The organism is Pseudomonas sp. ICMP 10191 (assembly GCF_001467335.1).
GTDB classification, from domain to species: domain Bacteria; phylum Pseudomonadota; class Gammaproteobacteria; order Pseudomonadales; family Pseudomonadaceae; genus Aquipseudomonas; species Aquipseudomonas cerasi.
Window position 1 is genome coordinate 1 of record NZ_LKGW01000179.1, and the last position, 18,472, is coordinate 18,472.

Annotated in this window: 14 protein-coding genes; 8 read left to right on the forward strand and 6 right to left on the reverse strand. The window is 58.5% G+C overall.

Annotated elements, in window-relative coordinates:
- A partial coding sequence (locus AO388_RS25490) for an amino acid adenylation domain-containing protein (RefSeq protein WP_153004020.1) occupies positions 1 to 2,463 on the forward strand: 2,463 nt, incomplete at its 5' end.
- 260 nt (positions 2,464 to 2,723) lie between these two features.
- On the opposite strand, the gene AO388_RS25495 is transcribed toward AO388_RS25490, so the two are convergent.
- Entirely contained in the window at positions 2,724 to 3,971 is a 1,248-nt protein-coding gene (locus AO388_RS25495) for a ribonucleotide-diphosphate reductase subunit beta (RefSeq protein ID WP_002554639.1), read from the reverse strand.
- Positions 3,972 to 4,196: 225 nt separating this feature from the next.
- Positions 4,197 to 7,109 (reverse strand): ribonucleoside-diphosphate reductase subunit alpha, encoded by a 2,913-nt coding sequence (locus tag AO388_RS25500; RefSeq protein ID WP_003434349.1) that lies wholly within the window; start codon positions 7,107 to 7,109, stop codon positions 4,197 to 4,199.
- Positions 7,110 to 7,817: 708 nt separating this feature from the next.
- On the opposite strand from AO388_RS25500, the gene AO388_RS25505 reads away from it, so the two are divergent.
- The 3 genes from AO388_RS25505 to fhuF are packed head-to-tail and all read left to right on the forward strand — an operon-like array spanning position 7,818 to position 10,880.
- Complete coding sequence (locus tag AO388_RS25505; RefSeq protein WP_024661551.1) at positions 7,818 to 8,561, forward strand: response regulator; 744 nt, start codon at positions 7,818 to 7,820, stop codon at positions 8,559 to 8,561.
- 4 nt (positions 8,562 to 8,565) lie between these two features.
- Positions 8,566 to 10,176, forward strand: a complete 1,611-nt coding sequence (locus AO388_RS25510) for an ATP-binding protein (RefSeq protein WP_044310782.1) — start codon at positions 8,566 to 8,568, stop codon at positions 10,174 to 10,176.
- Complete coding sequence (gene fhuF, locus AO388_RS25515; RefSeq protein ID WP_063613824.1) at positions 10,134 to 10,880, forward strand: siderophore-iron reductase FhuF; 747 nt, start codon at positions 10,134 to 10,136, stop codon at positions 10,878 to 10,880. The genes AO388_RS25510 and fhuF overlap by 43 nt, the downstream gene beginning before the upstream one ends.
- On the opposite strand, the gene AO388_RS25520 is transcribed toward fhuF, so the two are convergent.
- Complete coding sequence (locus AO388_RS25520; RefSeq protein WP_201786903.1) at positions 10,881 to 11,606, reverse strand: 4'-phosphopantetheinyl transferase family protein; 726 nt, start codon at positions 11,604 to 11,606, stop codon at positions 10,881 to 10,883.
- Between the two features lie 500 nt (positions 11,607 to 12,106).
- Here AO388_RS25520 and AO388_RS25525 point away from each other — a divergent pair, with 500 nt between their 5' ends.
- Positions 12,107 to 12,640: an REP-associated tyrosine transposase gene (locus AO388_RS25525; RefSeq protein ID WP_058417403.1), complete on the forward strand. Its 534-nt coding sequence runs from the start codon at positions 12,107 to 12,109 to the stop codon at positions 12,638 to 12,640.
- A 114-nt stretch (positions 12,641 to 12,754) separates the two neighbouring features.
- On the opposite strand, the gene AO388_RS25530 is transcribed toward AO388_RS25525, so the two are convergent.
- Complete coding sequence (locus tag AO388_RS25530; RefSeq protein WP_003363262.1) at positions 12,755 to 13,543, reverse strand: dienelactone hydrolase family protein; 789 nt, start codon at positions 13,541 to 13,543, stop codon at positions 12,755 to 12,757.
- A 173-nt stretch (positions 13,544 to 13,716) separates the two neighbouring features.
- On the opposite strand from AO388_RS25530, the gene AO388_RS25535 reads away from it, so the two are divergent.
- The 3 genes from AO388_RS25535 to AO388_RS25545 are packed head-to-tail and all read left to right on the forward strand — an operon-like array spanning position 13,717 to position 16,115.
- Positions 13,717 to 14,067: a hypothetical protein gene (locus AO388_RS25535; RefSeq protein WP_003363261.1), complete on the forward strand. Its 351-nt coding sequence runs from the start codon at positions 13,717 to 13,719 to the stop codon at positions 14,065 to 14,067.
- Between the two features lie 27 nt (positions 14,068 to 14,094).
- Positions 14,095 to 14,772 (forward strand): response regulator, encoded by a 678-nt coding sequence (locus AO388_RS25540; protein WP_003407750.1) that lies wholly within the window; start codon positions 14,095 to 14,097, stop codon positions 14,770 to 14,772.
- Entirely contained in the window at positions 14,769 to 16,115 is a 1,347-nt protein-coding gene (locus tag AO388_RS25545; RefSeq protein WP_003434355.1) for an ATP-binding protein, read from the forward strand. The genes AO388_RS25540 and AO388_RS25545 overlap by 4 nt, the downstream gene beginning before the upstream one ends.
- 102 nt (positions 16,116 to 16,217) lie before the next feature.
- Here AO388_RS25545 and AO388_RS25550 read toward each other — a convergent pair whose 3' ends face one another.
- Together AO388_RS25550 and AO388_RS29870 are read right to left on the reverse strand one after the other, a co-directional pair.
- Complete coding sequence (locus AO388_RS25550; protein ID WP_054080836.1) at positions 16,218 to 16,940, reverse strand: hypothetical protein; 723 nt, start codon at positions 16,938 to 16,940, stop codon at positions 16,218 to 16,220.
- 544 nt (positions 16,941 to 17,484) lie between these two features.
- On the reverse strand, positions 17,485 to 17,958 hold the full coding sequence (locus AO388_RS29870; RefSeq protein WP_054080838.1) for a hypothetical protein: 474 nt from the start codon (positions 17,956 to 17,958) through the stop codon (positions 17,485 to 17,487).
- Between the last annotated feature and the right edge of the window lie 514 nt (positions 17,959 to 18,472).

The following is an 18,472-nucleotide window of genomic DNA, read 5'->3' on the forward strand; positions in this document are numbered from 1 at the left end:
GCGATCTGTGCGCAGCGCAGCCTGGAAATGGTGGTGGGCTTGCTGGGGATTTTGAAGGCGGGCAGTGCGTATGTGCCGCTGGATCCTGGGTATCCGTCCGAGCGATTACGCTACATGCTGGAAGACAGCGCGCCGGTGGCGGTGCTGGTGCAGGCCGAGACCCGGACGTTGCTGGGCGAGTTGGCGGTGCCGACGCTCGACCTGCAAGCTGGCGACTGGGAGGTTGAGGCTGAACATAATCCCGTAGTGCCGGCCATCACACCGCAACACCTGGCCTATGTGATTTATACCTCGGGTTCCACTGGTAAACCCAAAGGCGTGGCCAACCAGCATGACGGCGTCGTCAACCGGTTGTGGTGGGCAAAGAGCGAATACCGGATTGGAGCCGAAGATCGTGTCTTGCAGAAGACGCCCTTCGGTTTCGATGTATCGGTCTGGGAGATCTTCCTGCCTCTGCTGGCCGGGGCACAACTGGTCATGGCCCGCCCCGGCGGGCATCAAGACCCTCACTACCTGATGGAGGTGATCGAGCGCCGAAGCATCAGCATGCTGCACTTTGTTCCTTCCATGCTGCAGGCCTTCGTCAATCAGACGCCAGCAGGGCGGTGTTCGACGCTCAAGCGAGTACTTTGCAGTGGTGAAGCGCTGCCGCATGCTTTGCTATTGCAAGGCCAGGCACATTTCCCGAAAAGCGAGTTGCACAATCTGTACGGCCCCACCGAAGCAGCCATTGACGTCACGGCATGGCATTACGTGGCAGAGCAGGATATCGGTATCGTTCCGATCGGCCGTCCGATAGCGAATACACAGATTTACCTGTTGGATGCGCACGGCCAGCCGGTACCGATCGGGGTCAGCGGCGAGATCCATATCGGCGGTATCGGGGTTGCCCGAGGTTATCTGAATCGTCCGGAATTGACGGCGGAGCGTTTCCTGGAAGATCCGTTCAGTACCGAGCCGGCGGCGCGGATGTACAGGAGCGGTGATCTGGGGCGCTGGCTGGCAGACGGCAATATCGAGTACCTGGGGCGTAACGACGATCAGGTCAAGCTCCGGGGCTACCGTATCGAACTGGGCGAGATCGAGTCGCAGCTTGCGGGTTGCCCTGGGGTCAGGGAGGCGGTAGTGCTGGCGCGCGAGCACCGTCCCGGCGACAAACGCCTGGTGGCGTATTTGACGGCGCAGGAAGGCGTCGTATTGTCGGCGACGCAGTTGCGTGAGCAACTGTCGCAAGGGCTGGCGGAGTACATGATCCCGAGCGCCTTTGTAACGCTGACGCGTTTCCCGCTAACGCCGAACGGCAAGCTGGATCGACGGGCATTGCCGGCGCCGGAAGACGACGCTTATGCCAGTCGTGGTTACGAGGCGCCGGTAGGTGAAATCGAACATGCGCTGGCGGAGATCTGGCAGGCGTTGCTGGGGCTGGAGCGGGTGGGTCGCCATGACCACTTCTTTGAACTGGGCGGGCATTCGCTGCTGGCAGTGCAACTGGTTTCGTGCCTGCGTCAGCGCTTCCAGGTCGAAGTGGCACTAGGCGATCTGTTCATGCACCCGACAATCTGTGAACTTGCCGCGTCTTGCCATAGCGGTCTGAGCAAGGCTCTGCATCCGAATCTGACCACCATTCGCAAAGAGGGGGCTCAACATCCTTTGTTCCTCATTCATGAAGGGTCAGGGGATATCGGCTATGCCCAACAGTTGGCAAAGCAAATTCCCTCTGACATTCCGGTGTATGGATTTTCGGCGAGCGGACTGCAAAGTGGGGAGGAACACCTCACCACTATCGAGGCAATGGCCTCACGCTACATTGAGGGGATCCGCCATATACAGCCACAGGGGCCGTATCGCGTCGCTGGCTGGTCTGCCGGGGGAACGATCGCCTATGAAATTGCCCATCAACTGATAGGGGCCGGTGCTACGGTAGAATTCCTCGGGCTTATCGACACCACCAGCGACTATCGGCATTTGTTTGATGCGCAGGAGGGCGGGTACGTTCATCTCGATGAAAGGCCGGATTTCGACGAGATCGAAGCCTTATTGAGACTTCTGCCGCCTGATGTACGTCAGGGGCTTGTCAGACACTTGGCTGCTGCTCGGGATTTCGAGGCCTTGTTGGCTTATACGCAAGTTCAAGGTCTGCTTCCTGAAGGTATAGAGAGTGATCTTGCAAAAAGATACCTGGCACTGATCCGCAGTATCGGTCTGGCGCTCTACCGTTACATGCCGCCCGCGCTACCGGTGCGTGTCACTTTATTCTCAGCAATGGGAGAAAACCGTAGTGATATCAGCATTGGTTGGGAGGCGCTGATGCCCAAGGAGCAACTGCAAGTCATCTCCATCATGGGAACTCATCACTCCATTGTGAAAGAGCCCGACATTCGTGAGCTGGGGCGGGCGATCCTTGAGGCGGTCACCAATAAGGGGAGGGCCAGCCAAACCAGATTGCCTTTGGAAACCGTGTAGTTTCGTTTGGCCTTCCCTTTGCCATCATCCGTCGTCCTGGTCTTTGCCGTCTGGGATGATGGCCGAGAGGAAGGTCAAGCAAGGCAAAAACAGGCGAGGCCCGGCCGGAGTCGCATTCGACCGGATTTAACCGAGTCAAACCTCACATTTTTGCCGAAACAAAAATAAAAAAGGCTGCCAGTTGGCAGCCCTTTTCTCAGAACCCGTTTCATTTTTGATGAGATGGGTTCAGCTTTTATTGCAACTCCGCGGGATGCAAATCAATCCCAGCTCAAAGCTCCACCTGTCTGATACTCAATAACCCGCGTCTCAAAGAAGTTCTTCTCTTTCTTCAAGTCCATGATCTCGCTCATCCAAGGGAACGGGTTGGTCGTTCCTGGATACTCTTCCTTCAAGCCAATCTGGCTCAGGCGGCGGTTAGCGATGAATTTCAGATAGTCTTCCATCATCGCAGCGTTCATACCGAGTACGCCGCGGGGCATGGTGTCGCGGGCGTATTCGATTTCCAGCTGGGTGCCTTGCAGGATCATCTGCGTGGCTTCTTCTTTCATCTCGGCATCCCACAGGTGTGGGTTTTCGATTTTGATCTGGTTGATCACGTCGATGCCGAAGTTCAGGTGCATGGACTCGTCGCGCAGGATGTACTGGAACTGCTCGGCGACGCCGGTCATCTTGTTGCGGCGGCCCATGGAGAGGATCTGGGTGAAGCCGCAATAGAAGAAGATGCCTTCCAGTACGCAGTAGTAAGCGATCAGGTTGCGCAGCAACTCTTTGTCGGTTTCGACGGTGCCGGTTTCGAACTTCGGATCGGAGATCGAACGGGTGTACTTCAGGCCCCAGGCTGCTTTTTTAGCGACCGATGGGATCTCGTGGTACATGTTGAAAATCTCGCCTTCATCCATGGCCAGCGATTCGATGCAGTACTGGTAGGCGTGGGTGTGGATCGCCTCTTCGAAGGCCTGGCGCAGGATGTACTGGCGGCACTCCGGGTTGGTGATCAGGCGGTACACGGCCAGCACCAGGTTGTTGGCAACCAGCGAGTCGGCAGTGGAGAAGAAGCCCAGGTTGCGCATGACGATGCGGCGCTCGTCGTCGGTCAGGCCTTCCGGGTTTTTCCAGAGGGCGATGTCGGCGGTCATGTTGACTTCTTGCGGCATCCAGTGGTTTGCGCAACCGTCCAGGTACTTCTGCCAGGCCCAGTCGTACTTGAAAGGTACGAGCTGGTTGAGGTCGGCGCGGCAGTTGATCATCATTTTTTCGTCAACGGCGACGCGGGCGCTGGCGCCTTCGAGCTCGGCCAGGCCTTCAGCGACGTCCAGTGCGTCCAGCGCTTTCTTGGCGCGGATCAGGGCAGCGGAGTCGGCGGCGGTTACGGCGCGAGCTTCCTGGGCTGCGAGGCCACCGGCGCTGTCGAGGCGGTCCATGTTGGCTTCGTTGGCGTGGCCGGCGTTGGTCGCTTTGGCGACTACTTCGCCGTCTTCTTTATCGAATTCGTCCCAGCTCAGCATGGTGTACTTCTCCTGCTTGAGGGTCAGTCGGGTGGACTGGCCTGTTGGATCCAGAGGGGGTGTTGCTTGCTTTTAAGGTGTTGCGCGCAAGGAACATGAATTTTTGGCTTTTGAGGCCTTTGGGTGAGGAGGCGGGCGGTAAGGGTAGGTTTCCCTTACCGGCCTCTTCGCGAGCAAGCTCGCTCCCACAGTTCTAAACGTGCTGTGGGGGCGAGGTGGGTTGCCTTACTGGCAAGCCTCACAATCCGGCTCGTCGATTGCGCAAGCCTTTGGCACTGGGGCCGGGCCGGCCGGTGCTGCTTCGGTTGGACGCGGGGCGGTGATCGCCGAGTCGTCCGGGCCGTGGCCGCCGCTCGATACTGCGTTGAGCTTGCCGGTGTTGACGGTGGATTTCTCGGTGCTGGTCGCGGCCAGGGCACGGAGGTAGTAAGTGGTTTTCAGACCACGGTACCAGGCCATGCGGTAGGTCACGTCCAGCTTCTTGCCCGAAGCGCCAGCGATGTACAGGTTCAGCGACTGAGCCTGGTCGATCCACTTCTGACGACGGCTTGCCGCGTCGACGATCCACTTGGTGTCCACTTCGAAAGCAGTCGCGTAAAGCTCCTTGAGCTCCTGCGGGATGCGCTCGATCTGTTGTACCGAACCGTCGTAGTACTTCAGGTCGTTGATCATGACCGAGTCCCACAGGTCGCGAGCCTTGAGGTCGCGTACCAGGTACGGGTTGATCACGGTGAATTCGCCGGACAGGTTCGATTTCACGTAGAGGTTCTGATAGGTCGGTTCGATCGACTGCGACACGCCAGTGATGTTGGCGATGGTGGCGGTCGGTGCGATGGCCATGATGTTCGAGTTACGGATACCTTTCTGCACACGGGCACGAACCGGCGCCCAGTCCAGGGTTTCCTTCAGGTCGACATCGATGTACTTCTCGCCACGCTGCTCGATCAGGATCTGTTGCGAATCCAGCGGCAGGATGCCTTTGGACCACAGCGAACCCTGGAACGTCTCGTAGGCACCGCGCTCGTCGGCCAGGTCGCAGGACGCCTGGATGGCGTAGTAGCTGACCGCTTCCATGGACGTGTCGGCGAACTGCACGGCAGCATCGGAACCGTACGGGATGTGTTGCAGGTACAGCGCGTCCTGGAAGCCCATGATACCGAGGCCGACCGGACGGTGGCGCAGGTTGGAGTTCTTGGCCTGCGGCACCGAGTAGTAGTTGATGTCGATCACGTTATCGAGCATGCGCACTGCTACATCGACGGTGCGCTTGAGCTTGTCGGTGTCCAGCTTGCCGTCGACGATGTGGTTCGGCAGGTTGATCGAGCCCAGGTTGCAGACCGCGATCTCGTCCTTGTTGGTGTTCAGGGTGATCTCGGTGCACAGGTTCGAGCTGTGAACCACGCCCACGTGCTGCTGCGGGCTGCGCAGGTTGCACGGGTCCTTGAAGGTCAGCCAAGGGTGGCCGGTTTCGAACAGCATCGAGAGCATCTTGCGCCACAGATCCTTGGCCTGGATGGTCTTGAACAGTTTGATCTTGCCTGGGTATTCGGTCAGCGCTTCGTAGTACTCGTAACGCTCCTGGAAGGCCTTGCCGGTCAGGTCGTGCAGGTCCGGTACTTCGGATGGCGAGAACAGGGTCCACGGGCCGTCGTCGAAGACGCGCTTCATGAACAGGTCAGGGATCCAGTTGGCGGTGTTCATGTCGTGGGTACGACGACGGTCATCACCGGTGTTCTTGCGCAGCTCGATGAACTCTTCGATGTCCATGTGCCAGGTTTCCAGGTAGGCACAGACAGCGCCCTTGCGCTTGCCGCCCTGGTTGACCGCAACGGCGGTGTCGTTGACCACTTTCAGGAACGGCACGACGCCTTGCGATTTGCCGTTGGTGCCCTTGATGTAAGAGCCCAGCGCACGAACCGGTGTCCAGTCGTTGCCCAGGCCGCCTGCGAATTTGGACAGCATGGCGTTGTCGTGGATCGCGTGGTAGATGCCCGACAGGTCATCCGGCACGGTGGTCAGGTAGCAGCTGGACAGCTGTGGACGCAGGGTGCCGGCGTTGAACAGCGTCGGGGTCGACGACATGTAGTCGAACGACGACAGCAGGTTGTAGAACTCGATGGCGCGATCTTCACGGGCTTTCTCTTCGATTGCCAGGCCCATGGCCACGCGCATGAAGAAGATCTGCGGCAGTTCGAAACGCACGCCATCCTTGTGGATGAAGTAACGGTCGTACAGGGTTTGCAGGCCCAGGTAGGTGAACTGCTGATCACGCTCGTGGTTGATCGCCTTGCCGAGTTTTTCGAGGTCGAATTCGGCCAGCACAGGGTTGAGCAGTTCGAACTTGATACCGGTGGCGACGTAGGCAGGCAGCGCCTTGGCGTACAGGTCGGCCATTTCGTGGTGAGTGGCGCTGTCGGCGACACCGAGGAAACCCAGGCCTTCGGCACGCAGGGTGTCCATCAGCAGGCGGGCGGTGACGAACGAGTAGTTCGGCTCGCGCTCGACCAGGGTACGGGCGGTCATCACCAGCGCGGTGTTGACGTCTTTCAGGGCCACGCCGTCGTACAGGTTTTTCAGGGTTTCGGTCTGGATCAGGTCGGCGTCGACTTCAGCCAGGCCTTCGCACGCTTCGGTGACGATGGTGTTCAGGCGGCCCATGTCCAGCGGCGCAAAGCTGCCGTCGGCGCGGGTGATGCGGATCGACGGGTGAGCCTGGACCTGCTCTTCGGGGGCGCGAACGGCACGCTCCTTGGCGCGCGAGTCACGGTAGATGACGTAGTCGCGAGCCACTTTCTGCTCGCCGGCACGCATCAGTGCCAGTTCGACCTGATCCTGGATTTCTTCGATGTGGATGGTGCCGCCCGAAGGCATGCGACGCTTGAACGTGGCGCTGACCTGTTCGGTCAGGCGTGCAACGGTGTCATGGATGCGCGACGAGGCAGCAGCATTGCCGCCTTCAACTGCAAGAAACGCCTTGGTGATGGCAACGGTGATCTTGTCGTCCGTGTAGGGAACGACAGTACCGTTACGCTTGATCACGCGCAGTTGACCGGGGGCAGTGGCAGACAGATCCTGCTGGGTCTGGCTTGCCTGCGGCGCGCCGGTCGGCGAGTTCTCGCGAGTTGTGTCTGTTTGCATGTGTGACTCCACGTTCTTTAAGTTTGTTCGGGCATTGCTGCCCACCATTTCGTTTAGAGCAGTCGGTCGCAAAAGGCGACCAAAGGGCTCCAAAACGAAGGTGAAAGCGGGGTGCTGTCGCCGCTTCCAGGTTTTGAAGCCAAAAAGGACCGGGCTATGCCCGATCCTTCGAAAATCTGATCAAGAGTGCGTGTTCGATGTTGCAAAACGTGTACGGGATGGCTCTGGTTCACGCGCGAGCGTCTTGGTGCCTAAACTGGCTTGAAGTTCAACCCCTCAGACGCAACAAAAATGCTTGAATTTCCCATTTGAGTTGTGCTGGAGTTTTTATTCAAAACCCCACATGTAGGGTGTGTCTCGTCGCCGGGCTACAAGATAATGCGTTTTGGACATGAATTGCAACGCACCGCTTGTGGATAAAGTGTGTGTAGTTTGTGTATGAATCGCACACCTTGCGTGTAGGCCGCATAACTACTGGATCGTGACCGTTTGTCACCGTTTTCTGTAGGCACTGGTGAGGTACTGCTGATTTTTAAGGGCGCGAACCCTATCACAAAAAAACACAGCTGAAAGGCCGTTCTGGCATGTCATGTGCTATGCCGCGTGCAGTGTCGAGTGATCCGCGCAAGGGTTGCTACACTCGCCTGCGACGTGGTGCCGCAACCCCTGCATTTCAAAAACAAAAAGCGCTCGATAACGACAAGGAAGATTGCTGTGGAGCCACATACCTGGCACGTGCTGATCGTCGAGGATGACCAGCGACTGGCCGAACTGACCAGCGATTACCTGCAGAGCCACGGTCTGCGCGTGAGCATCGAAGGCGACGGCGCGCTGGCGGCGGCGCGGATCATCGCCGAGCAGCCGGATCTGGTGATCCTCGACCTGATGCTGCCCGGCGAGGACGGTTTCAGCATCTGCCGCAGCGTACGTGACCGCTACGACGGGCCGATTCTGATGCTCACCGCGCGCACCGATGATACCGACCATATAGAAGGGCTCGACACCGGCGCCGACGATTTCGTCTGCAAACCGGTGCATCCGCGCGTGTTGTTGGCGCGTATCAAAGCCCTGCTGCGCCGCAGTGAAGCGCCGCAGGTGCCGGCTGCCGAGCTGCGCCGTCTGGTGTTCGGTCCGTTGGTGGTGGACAACGCACTGCGTGAGGCCTGGCTGCGCGAGCAGAGCATCGAACTGACCGGTGCCGAGTTCGACCTGCTGTGGCTGCTGGTGGCCAACGCCGGGCGCACGCTGTCCCGCGAAGAGATATTCACCGCGTTGCGCGGTGTGGGGTACGACGGGCAGGATCGCTCCATCGATGTGCGTATCTCACGTATCCGCCCGAAAATCGGCGACGATCCCATTCATCCGCGTCTGATCAAGACCGTGCGCAGCAAGGGCTATCTGTTTGTGCCCGAAGCGGCGCAGGACATGAGCGGCCACGTGTTCAGCGGATGACCTGATGAATTCGATCTTTCTGCGCATCTACGGTGGTGTGCTTGGCGTGTTGGTGCTGGTCGCGCTGCTTGGCGTGCTGGCCCTGCATGTGCTCAATCAGTCGCGCGGCGAGCAGTATCGCGAGCGCTTGGCTCACGGCACCTTTACGATCATGGCCGACAATCTGGTGCCGCTCGATGGCATCGAACGGCGCCGCGCCCTGGCGATCTGGGAGCGCCTGCTGGGGATTCCCCTGAGCCTGCAAAGTCTTGAGCAGGCTCACCTCGACAGCAGCGCACTGGGCCAACTGGCGCGCGGCAAGGTGGTGGTCGAACAGATCGGGCCGCACGCTGCCAGGGTTTATCGTCAGTTGAGCGACAAGGAGCCGCTGTTGCTGACCGGCGAAGTGCAGCAGATCACCGAACAATTGGCGAGAGCCACTATCTACCTGCTGATCGATGAACTGGTGCGCTTTCCGGTCGACGAGCAACCGGCGCGGCTGCAGGCCCTGCGCAGCGACAAGGGATTCGGTTTCGACCTGCACCTGCTGGCGCTGGATCAGGCGGATCTGGACGATGACCAGCGCCGCCGCGTCTATGAGGGCGATACGGTCATGGCGCTGGGCAAGGGCGGCGATTCGATCCGCGTGCTGGCCGGGATCGTCGACACCAACTGGGTGCTGGAAATCGGTCCGCTGTACCAGATGAACCCTTATCCGCTGCATTGGCTGTTGCTGATCGCCTTGATGGGCCTGTGTCTGATCGGTCTGGTGGTGTACTTGCTGGTGCGGCGTCTGGAGCGACGGGTGCTGGAGCTGGAGGCGGCCGCCACGCAGATTGCCCAAGGCAGCCTGCACACCCGCGTGCCGACCGAGGGCTCCGACTCGGTGGGGCGTGTGGCGGCGGCGTTCAACAGCATGGCCGAACACCTGCAACGCTCATTGATGATCCAGCGCGAACTGGTGCGCGCGGTGTCTCACGAACTGCGCACGCCGGTGGCGCGGCTGCGTTTCGGTCTGGAGATGGTCAGCGACGCCGCCACTCCCGAGGCGCGGCGCAAATACATGCGCGGCATGGACAGCGATATCCAGGACCTCGACAAGCTGGTCGATGAGATGCTCACCTACGCGCGTCTTGAGCAGGGCGCGCCGACCCTGAATTTCCAGCGTGTCGATCTGGATGCGCTGATCGATCAGGTGATCGCCGAACTGGCGCCATTGCGCGCCGACGTACGGGTTTCGCGCGGCGAATGCCTGAGGGCCGAAGAGGGTGAGGCTGCCTGGGTCGAGGGCGAGCCGCGCTACCTGCACCGCGCGGTGCAGAACCTGGTGAGCAATGCGCTGCGCCATGCCGAGAACGAGGTGCGCATCAGCTATCGGCTGGAGGCGCAGCAGTGCCGTATCGACGTGGACGACGATGGCCCTGGCGTTCCGGAACAGGCGTGGGAACAGATTTTCACACCGTTCATGCGCATCGATGACAGCCGCACCCGAGCCTCGGGCGGGCATGGGCTGGGCTTGTCGATCGTGCGGCGGATCATCCATTGGCATGAAGGTCGTGCGCTGATCGGGCATAGCGTCAGCCTGGGCGGGGCGTGCTTCAGCCTGTCCTGGCCGCGCACGCAGGTGCCGCGTTGAGCTTGCCGTTGTTTGTCGGGCCATTTGCGCAGTTCGGGCGGACGTTGCTGACGGCGGATGATGCGCGCCCGGTAGTGACGTTGCCTGATCTGCTGCAGCCCGAGCGTCTCGATCAACTGCTGCTGGCTGTTTACGGGCCGCAGTTAATGCCCGATCAATTGCCGGTGCTGGTGTCGCAGTGGGCCAAGTTTTACTTCATGCAACTGATTCCGCCGGTGCTGGTGGCCGGCCTGGTGCATGACTGGCATTGGCCGCTGCAGCTTGAGCAGGTGGCGCTGGCGTTGGATGAGCGCGGCGTGCCGAGCGGCGTCAGGCTGGCGGGGGAGGGACGCGTCTGGCGGGGTATGCCGGTTGATCCGTTTCAGCGCTTTGCCGGATTGCTCGATGACAATTTTCAGCCCTTCATTGCATCGCTGAGCGCTTATGGCGGACTGCCTGCCGCGGTGTTATGGAGCAGCGCCGGGGATTATCTGGAGGGCTGCCTTGCGCAACTGGCCACGTGCAGTGATGTGTCGCTGGCTGCGGGGCTGGCGCTGTTAAGCGAGAAGAAAAGGCCGGACGGGCGCGCCAATCCTCTGTTTCAGGCGGTGCGTTATGTGCCGCAGGCGCAGGGCGGCGAACCACGCAGGCAACGGCGTGTGTGCTGTTTGAGTCATCGGGTCGAGTGGGTTGGGCGTTGCGAACATTGTCCGCTGCCCGGCTGATCAACCTTCGACGGCAACCAGGCTCAACAGGTGATCGTCCTGCACACTGAACTGACCGTCCAGCTCCTTGCCCGCATGCCACTCGCTGGACAGGTCGATCAGCAGCTGTAGCCGTGCGCGGCCGTCGGCGGACCATTCCAGCAGTTGCGCGTCTTCGAAGTAGAAGCGCTTGTGCACGATGGGGTAGAGCGCCTTGAACAGCGCTTCCTTGATCGAAAAGGTCAGGGTCACGCACAGTGCGATCTGATCTTCTGGACCCGCCGCCATCTCTGCCAGCTCGGCCGCCGTCAAAATCTCCCCGGCCAGGCGTGAGGCGCGGTCGTGGCTCAGCAGGTTTTCCGTGTCCAGCCCCAACCCGCGCCACTGCTGCTTGTGCGCCACCACGGCGGCGGCCCAGCCGGTGCTGTGGGTGATCGAGCCACAGACATCAGCGGGCCAGATTGGCGCGCGGTCTTCCCCCACCACCGGAACATGCAAGCGGCCATCCAGCTGACGCATGGCTTCGCGGGCGCAGAGACGACCGGCGAGGAATTCAGTCTGACGCTTGGCCACCGAACGCTGAATGCTGGCCGGCATTTGCAGCTCACAACGCTGAAAGTCGCCGTCGACCAGCTTGAGCGGATCAAAATGTCCACTCACCAGCACCGCTCCCGGCAAGGCTTGTGGCAACGGCCAATGCCGGATCAGTTCCGGGCAGCAGATGGGGAGGTCGGATAGTCGAGTCATGGGCGGCATTTTGCCGGGGGAATGGGTTGAAGGGAAGGGCACTGGTAACATCTGCGTCCTCTTGACGACGCAGAGCGTCGAGACCTGCATTCCCACGCTGGAGCGTGCGGAACGATCACCTCGACTATCGTGCGATGCTCCGCGTCGCATGCCTTTCCGGACGCTCCGCGTCCTCTCGGCGACGCAGAGCGTCGAGAACGGCATTCCCACGCTGGAGCGTGAAGAACGATCATCGCAACTACCGTGCGGCACTCCGCGTCGCATGCCTTTCCGGACGCTCTGCGTCCTCTTGCGACGCAGAGCGTCGAGAACTGCATTCCCACGCTGGAGCGTGAGGAACGATCATCGCAACTATCGTGCGACGCTCTGCGTCGCATGCCTTTCCGGGCGCTCTGCGTCCTCTTGGCGGTGCATAGCAAAAAACTGGTCACACTTTCATTATTTCCACGTACTCGGTCGGAAGGTACTTTTCACGGCTCTGATGATTCAAGGATGAACACATGGGCCGGAGTAGATACACCATCACCGAACCTGAGAAGCCTCATTTCCTGACGTGCACGGTGGTGGAGTGGTTACCGCTTTTTACCCGGCCTGTTCTGGTAGACATTCTGTTCAACGCCTGGCGCTACCAACAGGCTCATCAAGGACTGCAGCTCTTCGGGTATGTCGTACTGGAAAACCATTTGCACTTCGTGGCCCAAGCGCCCGCCTTGGACAAATGTGTGAGTAGTTTCAAGTCATTTACGGCTCGACAGATAATCGAAGCACTTAAGAACGCCAACGCCGAGAGCACGCTGGAGCGTCTGCGATTCGTCAAGCGTCTGCACAAGAGTGACAGGGTTTATCAGGTCTGGCAGGAAGGGGCTCATGCGGAGCTGGTGTGGAATGAAGCGGTTATGCGGCAGAAGCTCGATTACATTCACCACAACCCGGTAAAGAGAGGCTATGTGGACATCGGTGAGCACTGGAGATACTCCAGCGCTCGCGATTATGAGGGGCAGCGCGGTTTGATCGATATTCAGCGCTGGTATTGACGCATAGCGTGCGGAGCGATGACCTCAACTATCGTGCGTCGCTCCGCGTCGCATGCCTTTCTGGACGCTCCGCGTCCTCCCCGTTTCGGGCGGACGCGGAGTTTCAGTTATCGCTCAACCAAATATCTTTTTGAAAAACACTTTCATGTCCGCCCAGGAGCTCTCATCGGCAGCCTTGTCGTAGCCGATGTCCGGGCCGCCGTGCTCGCCGTGGCTGAGGCGGTCGGCGTCGGGGTTGGTGAAGCCGTGTTTGGCGCCGTCGATGCTGACGAATTTGTAGTCGGCCTTGGCGTCGTCCATTTCCTTCTTGAACGCGGTGACGTTTTCAGGGGTGACCATGCTGTCCTTGGCGCCGTGTTCGACCAGCATTGGCACCTTGATACCCGGTTTCGCCGGGGTGTTGGTGACCAGTGCGCCGTGGAAACTCACCACGCCCAGCAGCGGCTCATCGCGGCGTGCCGCGTCGAGCACGATCTTGCCGCCGAAGCAGTAACCGATCGCGGCGATCTTTTTCGGATCGGTCTGAGGCTGCTGCTTCAATTGCTCCAGCCCGGCGTCAAAACGCTTGTCTGCGGCATCGCTGTCCTTCAACGCGGCCTGCATGAAGGCCATCGCGTCCTTCGGGTGTTCGGTGTTCTTGCCTTCGCCGTACATATCGATGGCCATCGCGCTGTAACCCAGTGCAGCCAGATCGCGAGCGCGGCGCTTGGCGTAGTCGTTCAAACCCCACCATTCGTGAACCACCAGGACGCCAGGGCGCGGGCCTTTTACCGCGTCGTCGTAAGCGTAATAGCCCACCAGCTTGGTGCCGTCGGCACTTTTATAATCGATCTGCTCGGTCTTGATCGCCGCCTGGGCGAGGCCGGTCAGGCCCATCATGATCATTGCAATCCACACACGCATGGTCAGCTCCTTGTTGATGTTTTGAAGTGGCAAACAACGATAGCCGATTCTGCTGCACAGGGTGCGGATGACTGTTCAGCGCCGGTTCATGCAGTGTTCAGTCGGGGTTCAGCCCGGCGCGATTACTGTTGGCCCATACCTTGACAGCGTCCCCGAGCGCAAAAGGAGTCGATATGTTGAATCTCAACAAGTTTTTCCTGGCCCTGGCTTTTCTGGGCGGCAGTGCTGCGGTGCAGGCGGGTGATGGTCGGCTTGACGTGGCCCGTATCGAGTTCAGCAAGACCAGCGAAAGGCTTGACGATACCAACAGCTGGGGACACGCGCTCGGGGAGCAGGCGCATTCCAACGTCTCGGCGGGGACGCTTTATTCGCCACCGGTTTACGGCAGCCTGACGGGCACTCACAATGGTGCGCCTGTCAGCCGCGAAATCCTGCTGGGCAGCTATGATGTGACACAGCACGTGCCCGTCAGCGCCCGCCTGTTGAGTACTGATGCGACGATGTCGTTTCATTCTTTGTCTTGAGGCTGCGATTGTGCCTGGGAGAGCTGCATGAAGTTGTTGGTAGTTGAGGATGAAGCGCTGCTGCGCCACCACCTGCGTACCCGTCTGACCGAAGCCGGGCATGTGGTGGAAGCGGTGGCCAACGCTGAAGAGGCGTTGTATCAGGTCGCGCAATTCAATCACGACCTGGCGGTGATCGACCTGGGCCTGCCGGGCATCGGCGGCCTGGACCTGATTCGCCAGCTGCGCACATTGGGCAAGGCGTTTCCGATTCTGATTCTGACCGCGCGTGGCAACTGGCAGGACAAGGTCGAAGGCCTGGCTGCCGGTGCTGACGACTACGTGGTCAAACCTTTCCAGTTCGAAGAACTGGAAGCACGGCTGAATGCCTTGTTACGGCGTTCCAGCGGCTTCATCCAGTCAACCATCACGGCTGGCCCGCTGTTGCTGGACCTCAATCGCAAGCACGCCGCCCTGGCCGAGCAGCCCTTGGCGTTGACGGCCTACGAATACCGCATTCTCGAGTACCTGATGCTCCATCATCAGCAAGTGGTGCCCAAGGAGCGCCTGATGGAGCAGCTGTACCCCGATGACGACGAGCGCGACCCGAACGTGATCGAAGTGCTGGTCGGTCGTCTGCGTCGCAAACTGGACAGCAGCGTGGCCTTCAAACCTATCGAAACCGTGCGCGGCATGGGCTATCTGTTCAATGAGCGCTGTACGTGATTCGTTCGCTTCGCCTGCGCCTGATGCTGGGTGCCGCCACGCTGGCGGTGATCTTCATGCTGCTGATGCTGCCTGCACTGCAGGGGGCGTTCAGCCTGGCGCTGCGCGGAGCGATCGAGCAACGCCTGGCGTCTGATGTAACGACCATGATTTCGGCGGCTCGCGTCGAAAACGACCATTTGTTGATGCCCTCGGTATTGCCGGGCGAACAATTCAATCTGCCCGGCAGCCGACTGCTGGGTTACATCTATAACCGCCAGGGGCAGATGGTCTGGCGCTCGTTGTCGACCGAAGGCGAAAACATCGACTACCGCCCGCAATACGACGGGCAGGGCAGCGAGTTCACCAAGATCAAGGAAATCAATGGTGATGAGTATTTCGTCTATGACGTCGAGATCCGGCTGCTCGGCGGGCGCAATGCCGCGTTCAGTATCGTTGCCGTGCAGCCGTTGCGCGGCTATCAGGAAACCATCGACGGTTTGCGCCGCAAGCTCTATCTGGGCTTTGGCGCAGCACTGGCGGTGCTGCTCGGGTTGCTGTGGATGGGCCTGACCTGGGGGCTGCGGGCCTTGCGCGGCTTGAGCCAGGAACTGGATCAAGTGGAAGCCGGTGCGCGCGACAGCCTCAGCGAAGAACACCCCAGCGAACTGCTGCGCCTGACCGATTCGCTCAACCGCCTGTTGCGCAGCGAGCGGGAGCAACGGATCCGTTACCGCGATTCTCTGGATGACCTGGCGCATAGCCTGAAAACCCCGCTGGCGGTCTTGCAGGGCGTAAGCGAGAACATCGCCAAGCGTCCCGAGGATGTCGAGCAGGCGTGGGTGCTGCAATCGCAGATCGAACGCATGAGCCAGCAGATCGGCTATCAACTGCAGCGGGCCAGCCTGCGCAAAAGCGGTCTGGTGCGCCATCACGTGATGTTGCGGCCTGTGGTCGAAAGCCTGTGCAACACGCTGGACAAGGTGTATCGCGACAAACAGGTCAAGGCCACGCTGGACCTCCCCGAGCACTGCCAGGTGCACATGGAGGAGGGTGCGCTGCTGGAAATGCTCGGCAACCTGCTGGAAAACGCCTATCGGCTGTGCCTGAGCGAAGTGCGCGTGAGCTTTACCCGCTCAGCGGACGGCGATGAGCTGTGCGTCGAAGACGATGGCCCCGGCGTCCCGCAGAGCCAGCGTGCCCGCATTCTCGAACGCGGCGAACGGCTGGACCGCCAGAACCCCGGGCAAGGCATCGGCCTGGCGGTGGTCAAGGACATCATCGAAAGCTACGGCGCGCAACTGACGCTGGGCGATTCCCCATTGGGTGGCGCGGCGTTCAGGATTCATTTTCTGGCGCAGTGAGGGCAGGAGCGCGCCAAGAATCTCGCCCGACGTTTCAATTTTCTGAAGTAAAGCTCCGCGTTTGTCATCACTGAACCGCTGATAATCATCACCAATTGCGTATCAGTTGCCTGGCTTCTTACGATGGGAAGCCAGCCATTTAAATAGTCGACTTAGCCACCACTTGCTACGTGCTTCGCGAATCTCTTCAATATTTGCGAACGTGTAAGGCGCATTATTTTTTTCTTTCTGCATGAGTACGATCAAACCGCGTATGGCGAATCGGTAATGAAACATCAGATACAGTGTTAGTACTATTGAGGCGAAGCCGACCAAAAGGCCTGTGCTGGCCGCTCCGAACGTTTTGAGAATGATGCTGGAAATCAGTGTGGTCACGCCAGCTATTATTCCGCTTTGTACATTGTAGCTAGTGTGCTCTGTGATGACTCTACCATTGTGGGTCTTGAAAGGAAGTGCTTCATGGTTGAAGCGGCTTTTGACGATTATCAGGAATCCAATCAGCACAAGCAATAAAGGAAGGCACGCCCAGAGCGCTGCAGTGACGGTATCTTGATGGAAATCATTTTTTGATACGGTGTAGGTACTTCCGACGCTTATAATAGTGAATGTTAGCAGTATGACGGCATAAAACTGCGCAGCAAAAGCAGAGAAGCGCTCGTTGACATAAATCAAAAACAGCGTGCGACCCAGAAATACAAAGAGAGAGCCCACTGCAAACCACAGCAGAAAGGGGGATTTGGATGATAGAATAAATATAAAGAAATAAAGTAAAATAGTATTGGCGTAAAGTACTTTTCTTATTGAGCTGGGTTGTGTATCTACCATGCTGCTGCTCTCCACTGCTTTAAACGCTCCGCGATAGATTTGTCCCAGCCGGAGTCTCCCATAAAGTACTGCGCCGCCAATCCGGCTATTAACCCGGCACCAATGATTACTACAAGTGGTGCGCTTGCTCCTATCATGACAGTGGCTATATATCCAGCGCCGAAGGCTGCGAGATTAGTAGGCTGCGTATCTGCGGACTTATCTAAGAACTCCCCCATAGAGCTTGAACTTGTAGCATCCATGTAGGCTTGGGGGCCTACAGCCAAGGCAAATCCTATTATGTTACCACCGATAAGTTTTGGGACTCCTCGGGCTCCTTCCGAATTTAGTCGTGCAGAAGAGTTTAAAGCTTTTGCAGTACCTGTGGTCGGGATATGCACAGCCTGACCCGCATTGGCGCCAAATATTCTATACCTGATCGCTTCTGCGGTTAGAGGTACTTCCAAATGAAGCTTTCCGTTGATTCTGATAATCTTGAATCTGCCTTTGAACTTTTTGTTAACTTTGCTGAAGTTCTCTGAGCCTTTGGTTTTCGCCCAGGCATTTAGTTTTTTTGTAGGCCGGACGGAAGGTCCATTAAGTCCGAAACTTTTTTCGTCTTTGAGGCCGCGGAAATCATTCCGCCTACACTGGCAGCTGTACCAGGTAGGTTACTGGAGGAAAATAATAACGGTCCAACGACAGGAATGCTCATCGCTTCTTTTTGAAGATTCGCTAATGCCTCAGCTGAAATATCCAATCCAGTTCGCAGATTTGCAATAATATCTCTCAAAAAAAGGGCTGATGACTTCGATTCTGTTTCATTCAGATTGGCGTCTGGATCCTTTAGCTCATTGATAAGAATCATTGCAGCGCTGACATCGTCAATAGCGTAGTAGCCACCAAACGTCATGAGCGCAGAGGTTCGCTGAGTCGGCTGCTCGCTGGGAAAGGACTTTTGTCCTTGGCCAAGCAGACCTGCTTGGCTGCTGGGCCCTCGTAACATTGCAGCAGTACGAGGTAAAAGCCTTTCATCCATGTACGTCACTCCGTGTGCTGTGAAATTTATGATTTAAGGATTTCACAAAATCTTGCATCAGTAATTCGAGATCTCGCAGGCGTGATGGCAATTTGCCGTGCGAGTGCGTCAGGATTGGTTTGGCTGACGATATGAACTCCTTTGGGGTTCATAATTACGACATCGCAACACGCATCAAGGGTGCCCCATTTTTTTAAAATAATGAAGAGACTAGGGCAATGATTTTTGAGCGAAAGCGTTTAAGGGTGCGGGATTCAAGGTTAGACAACGGTGTGGGAAGGCCGCTTATTCTGGCGCAGTGACCGCTTAAACCGCTTCGGCCTGCGACATTTTAGTAATGCGCGACATTTGATACGCGTACTCAAACGGGAGTTTGATCAAGCGACGCGCAGAAAGGGCTTCGTCAGGCGGCGGATACCCGCCACTGTGTGCGCATTTTTCCCACCATACGGCGGAAAACCGCCACCTCTCTTGTGGAATCCCTACTACCGTTACCAGTGTGCGCCTTGTATTG

Excerpts from the sequence above, each read along its gene's own strand:
- AO388_RS25495 (WP_002554639.1), bottom strand. The coding sequence starts at position 3,971 with ATGCTGAGCTGGGACGAATTCGATAAAGAAGACGGCGAAGTAGTCGCC.
- AO388_RS25500 (WP_003434349.1), bottom strand. The coding sequence starts at position 7,109 with ATGCAAACAGACACAACTCGCGAGAACTCGCCGACCGGCGCGCCGCAG.
- AO388_RS25510 (WP_044310782.1), top strand. The coding sequence starts at position 8,566 with ATGAATTCGATCTTTCTGCGCATCTACGGTGGTGTGCTTGGCGTGTTG.
- AO388_RS25520 (WP_201786903.1), bottom strand. The coding sequence starts at position 11,606 with ATGACTCGACTATCCGACCTCCCCATCTGCTGCCCGGAACTGATCCGG.
- AO388_RS25525 (WP_058417403.1), top strand. The coding sequence starts at position 12,107 with ATGGGCCGGAGTAGATACACCATCACCGAACCTGAGAAGCCTCATTTC.
- AO388_RS25530 (WP_003363262.1), bottom strand. The coding sequence starts at position 13,543 with ATGCGTGTGTGGATTGCAATGATCATGATGGGCCTGACCGGCCTCGCC.
- AO388_RS25535 (WP_003363261.1), top strand. The coding sequence starts at position 13,717 with ATGTTGAATCTCAACAAGTTTTTCCTGGCCCTGGCTTTTCTGGGCGGC.
- AO388_RS25540 (WP_003407750.1), top strand. The coding sequence starts at position 14,095 with ATGAAGTTGTTGGTAGTTGAGGATGAAGCGCTGCTGCGCCACCACCTG.
- AO388_RS25550 (WP_054080836.1), bottom strand. The coding sequence starts at position 16,940 with ATGGTAGATACACAACCCAGCTCAATAAGAAAAGTACTTTACGCCAAT.
- AO388_RS29870 (WP_054080838.1), bottom strand. The coding sequence starts at position 17,958 with ATGGATGAAAGGCTTTTACCTCGTACTGCTGCAATGTTACGAGGGCCC.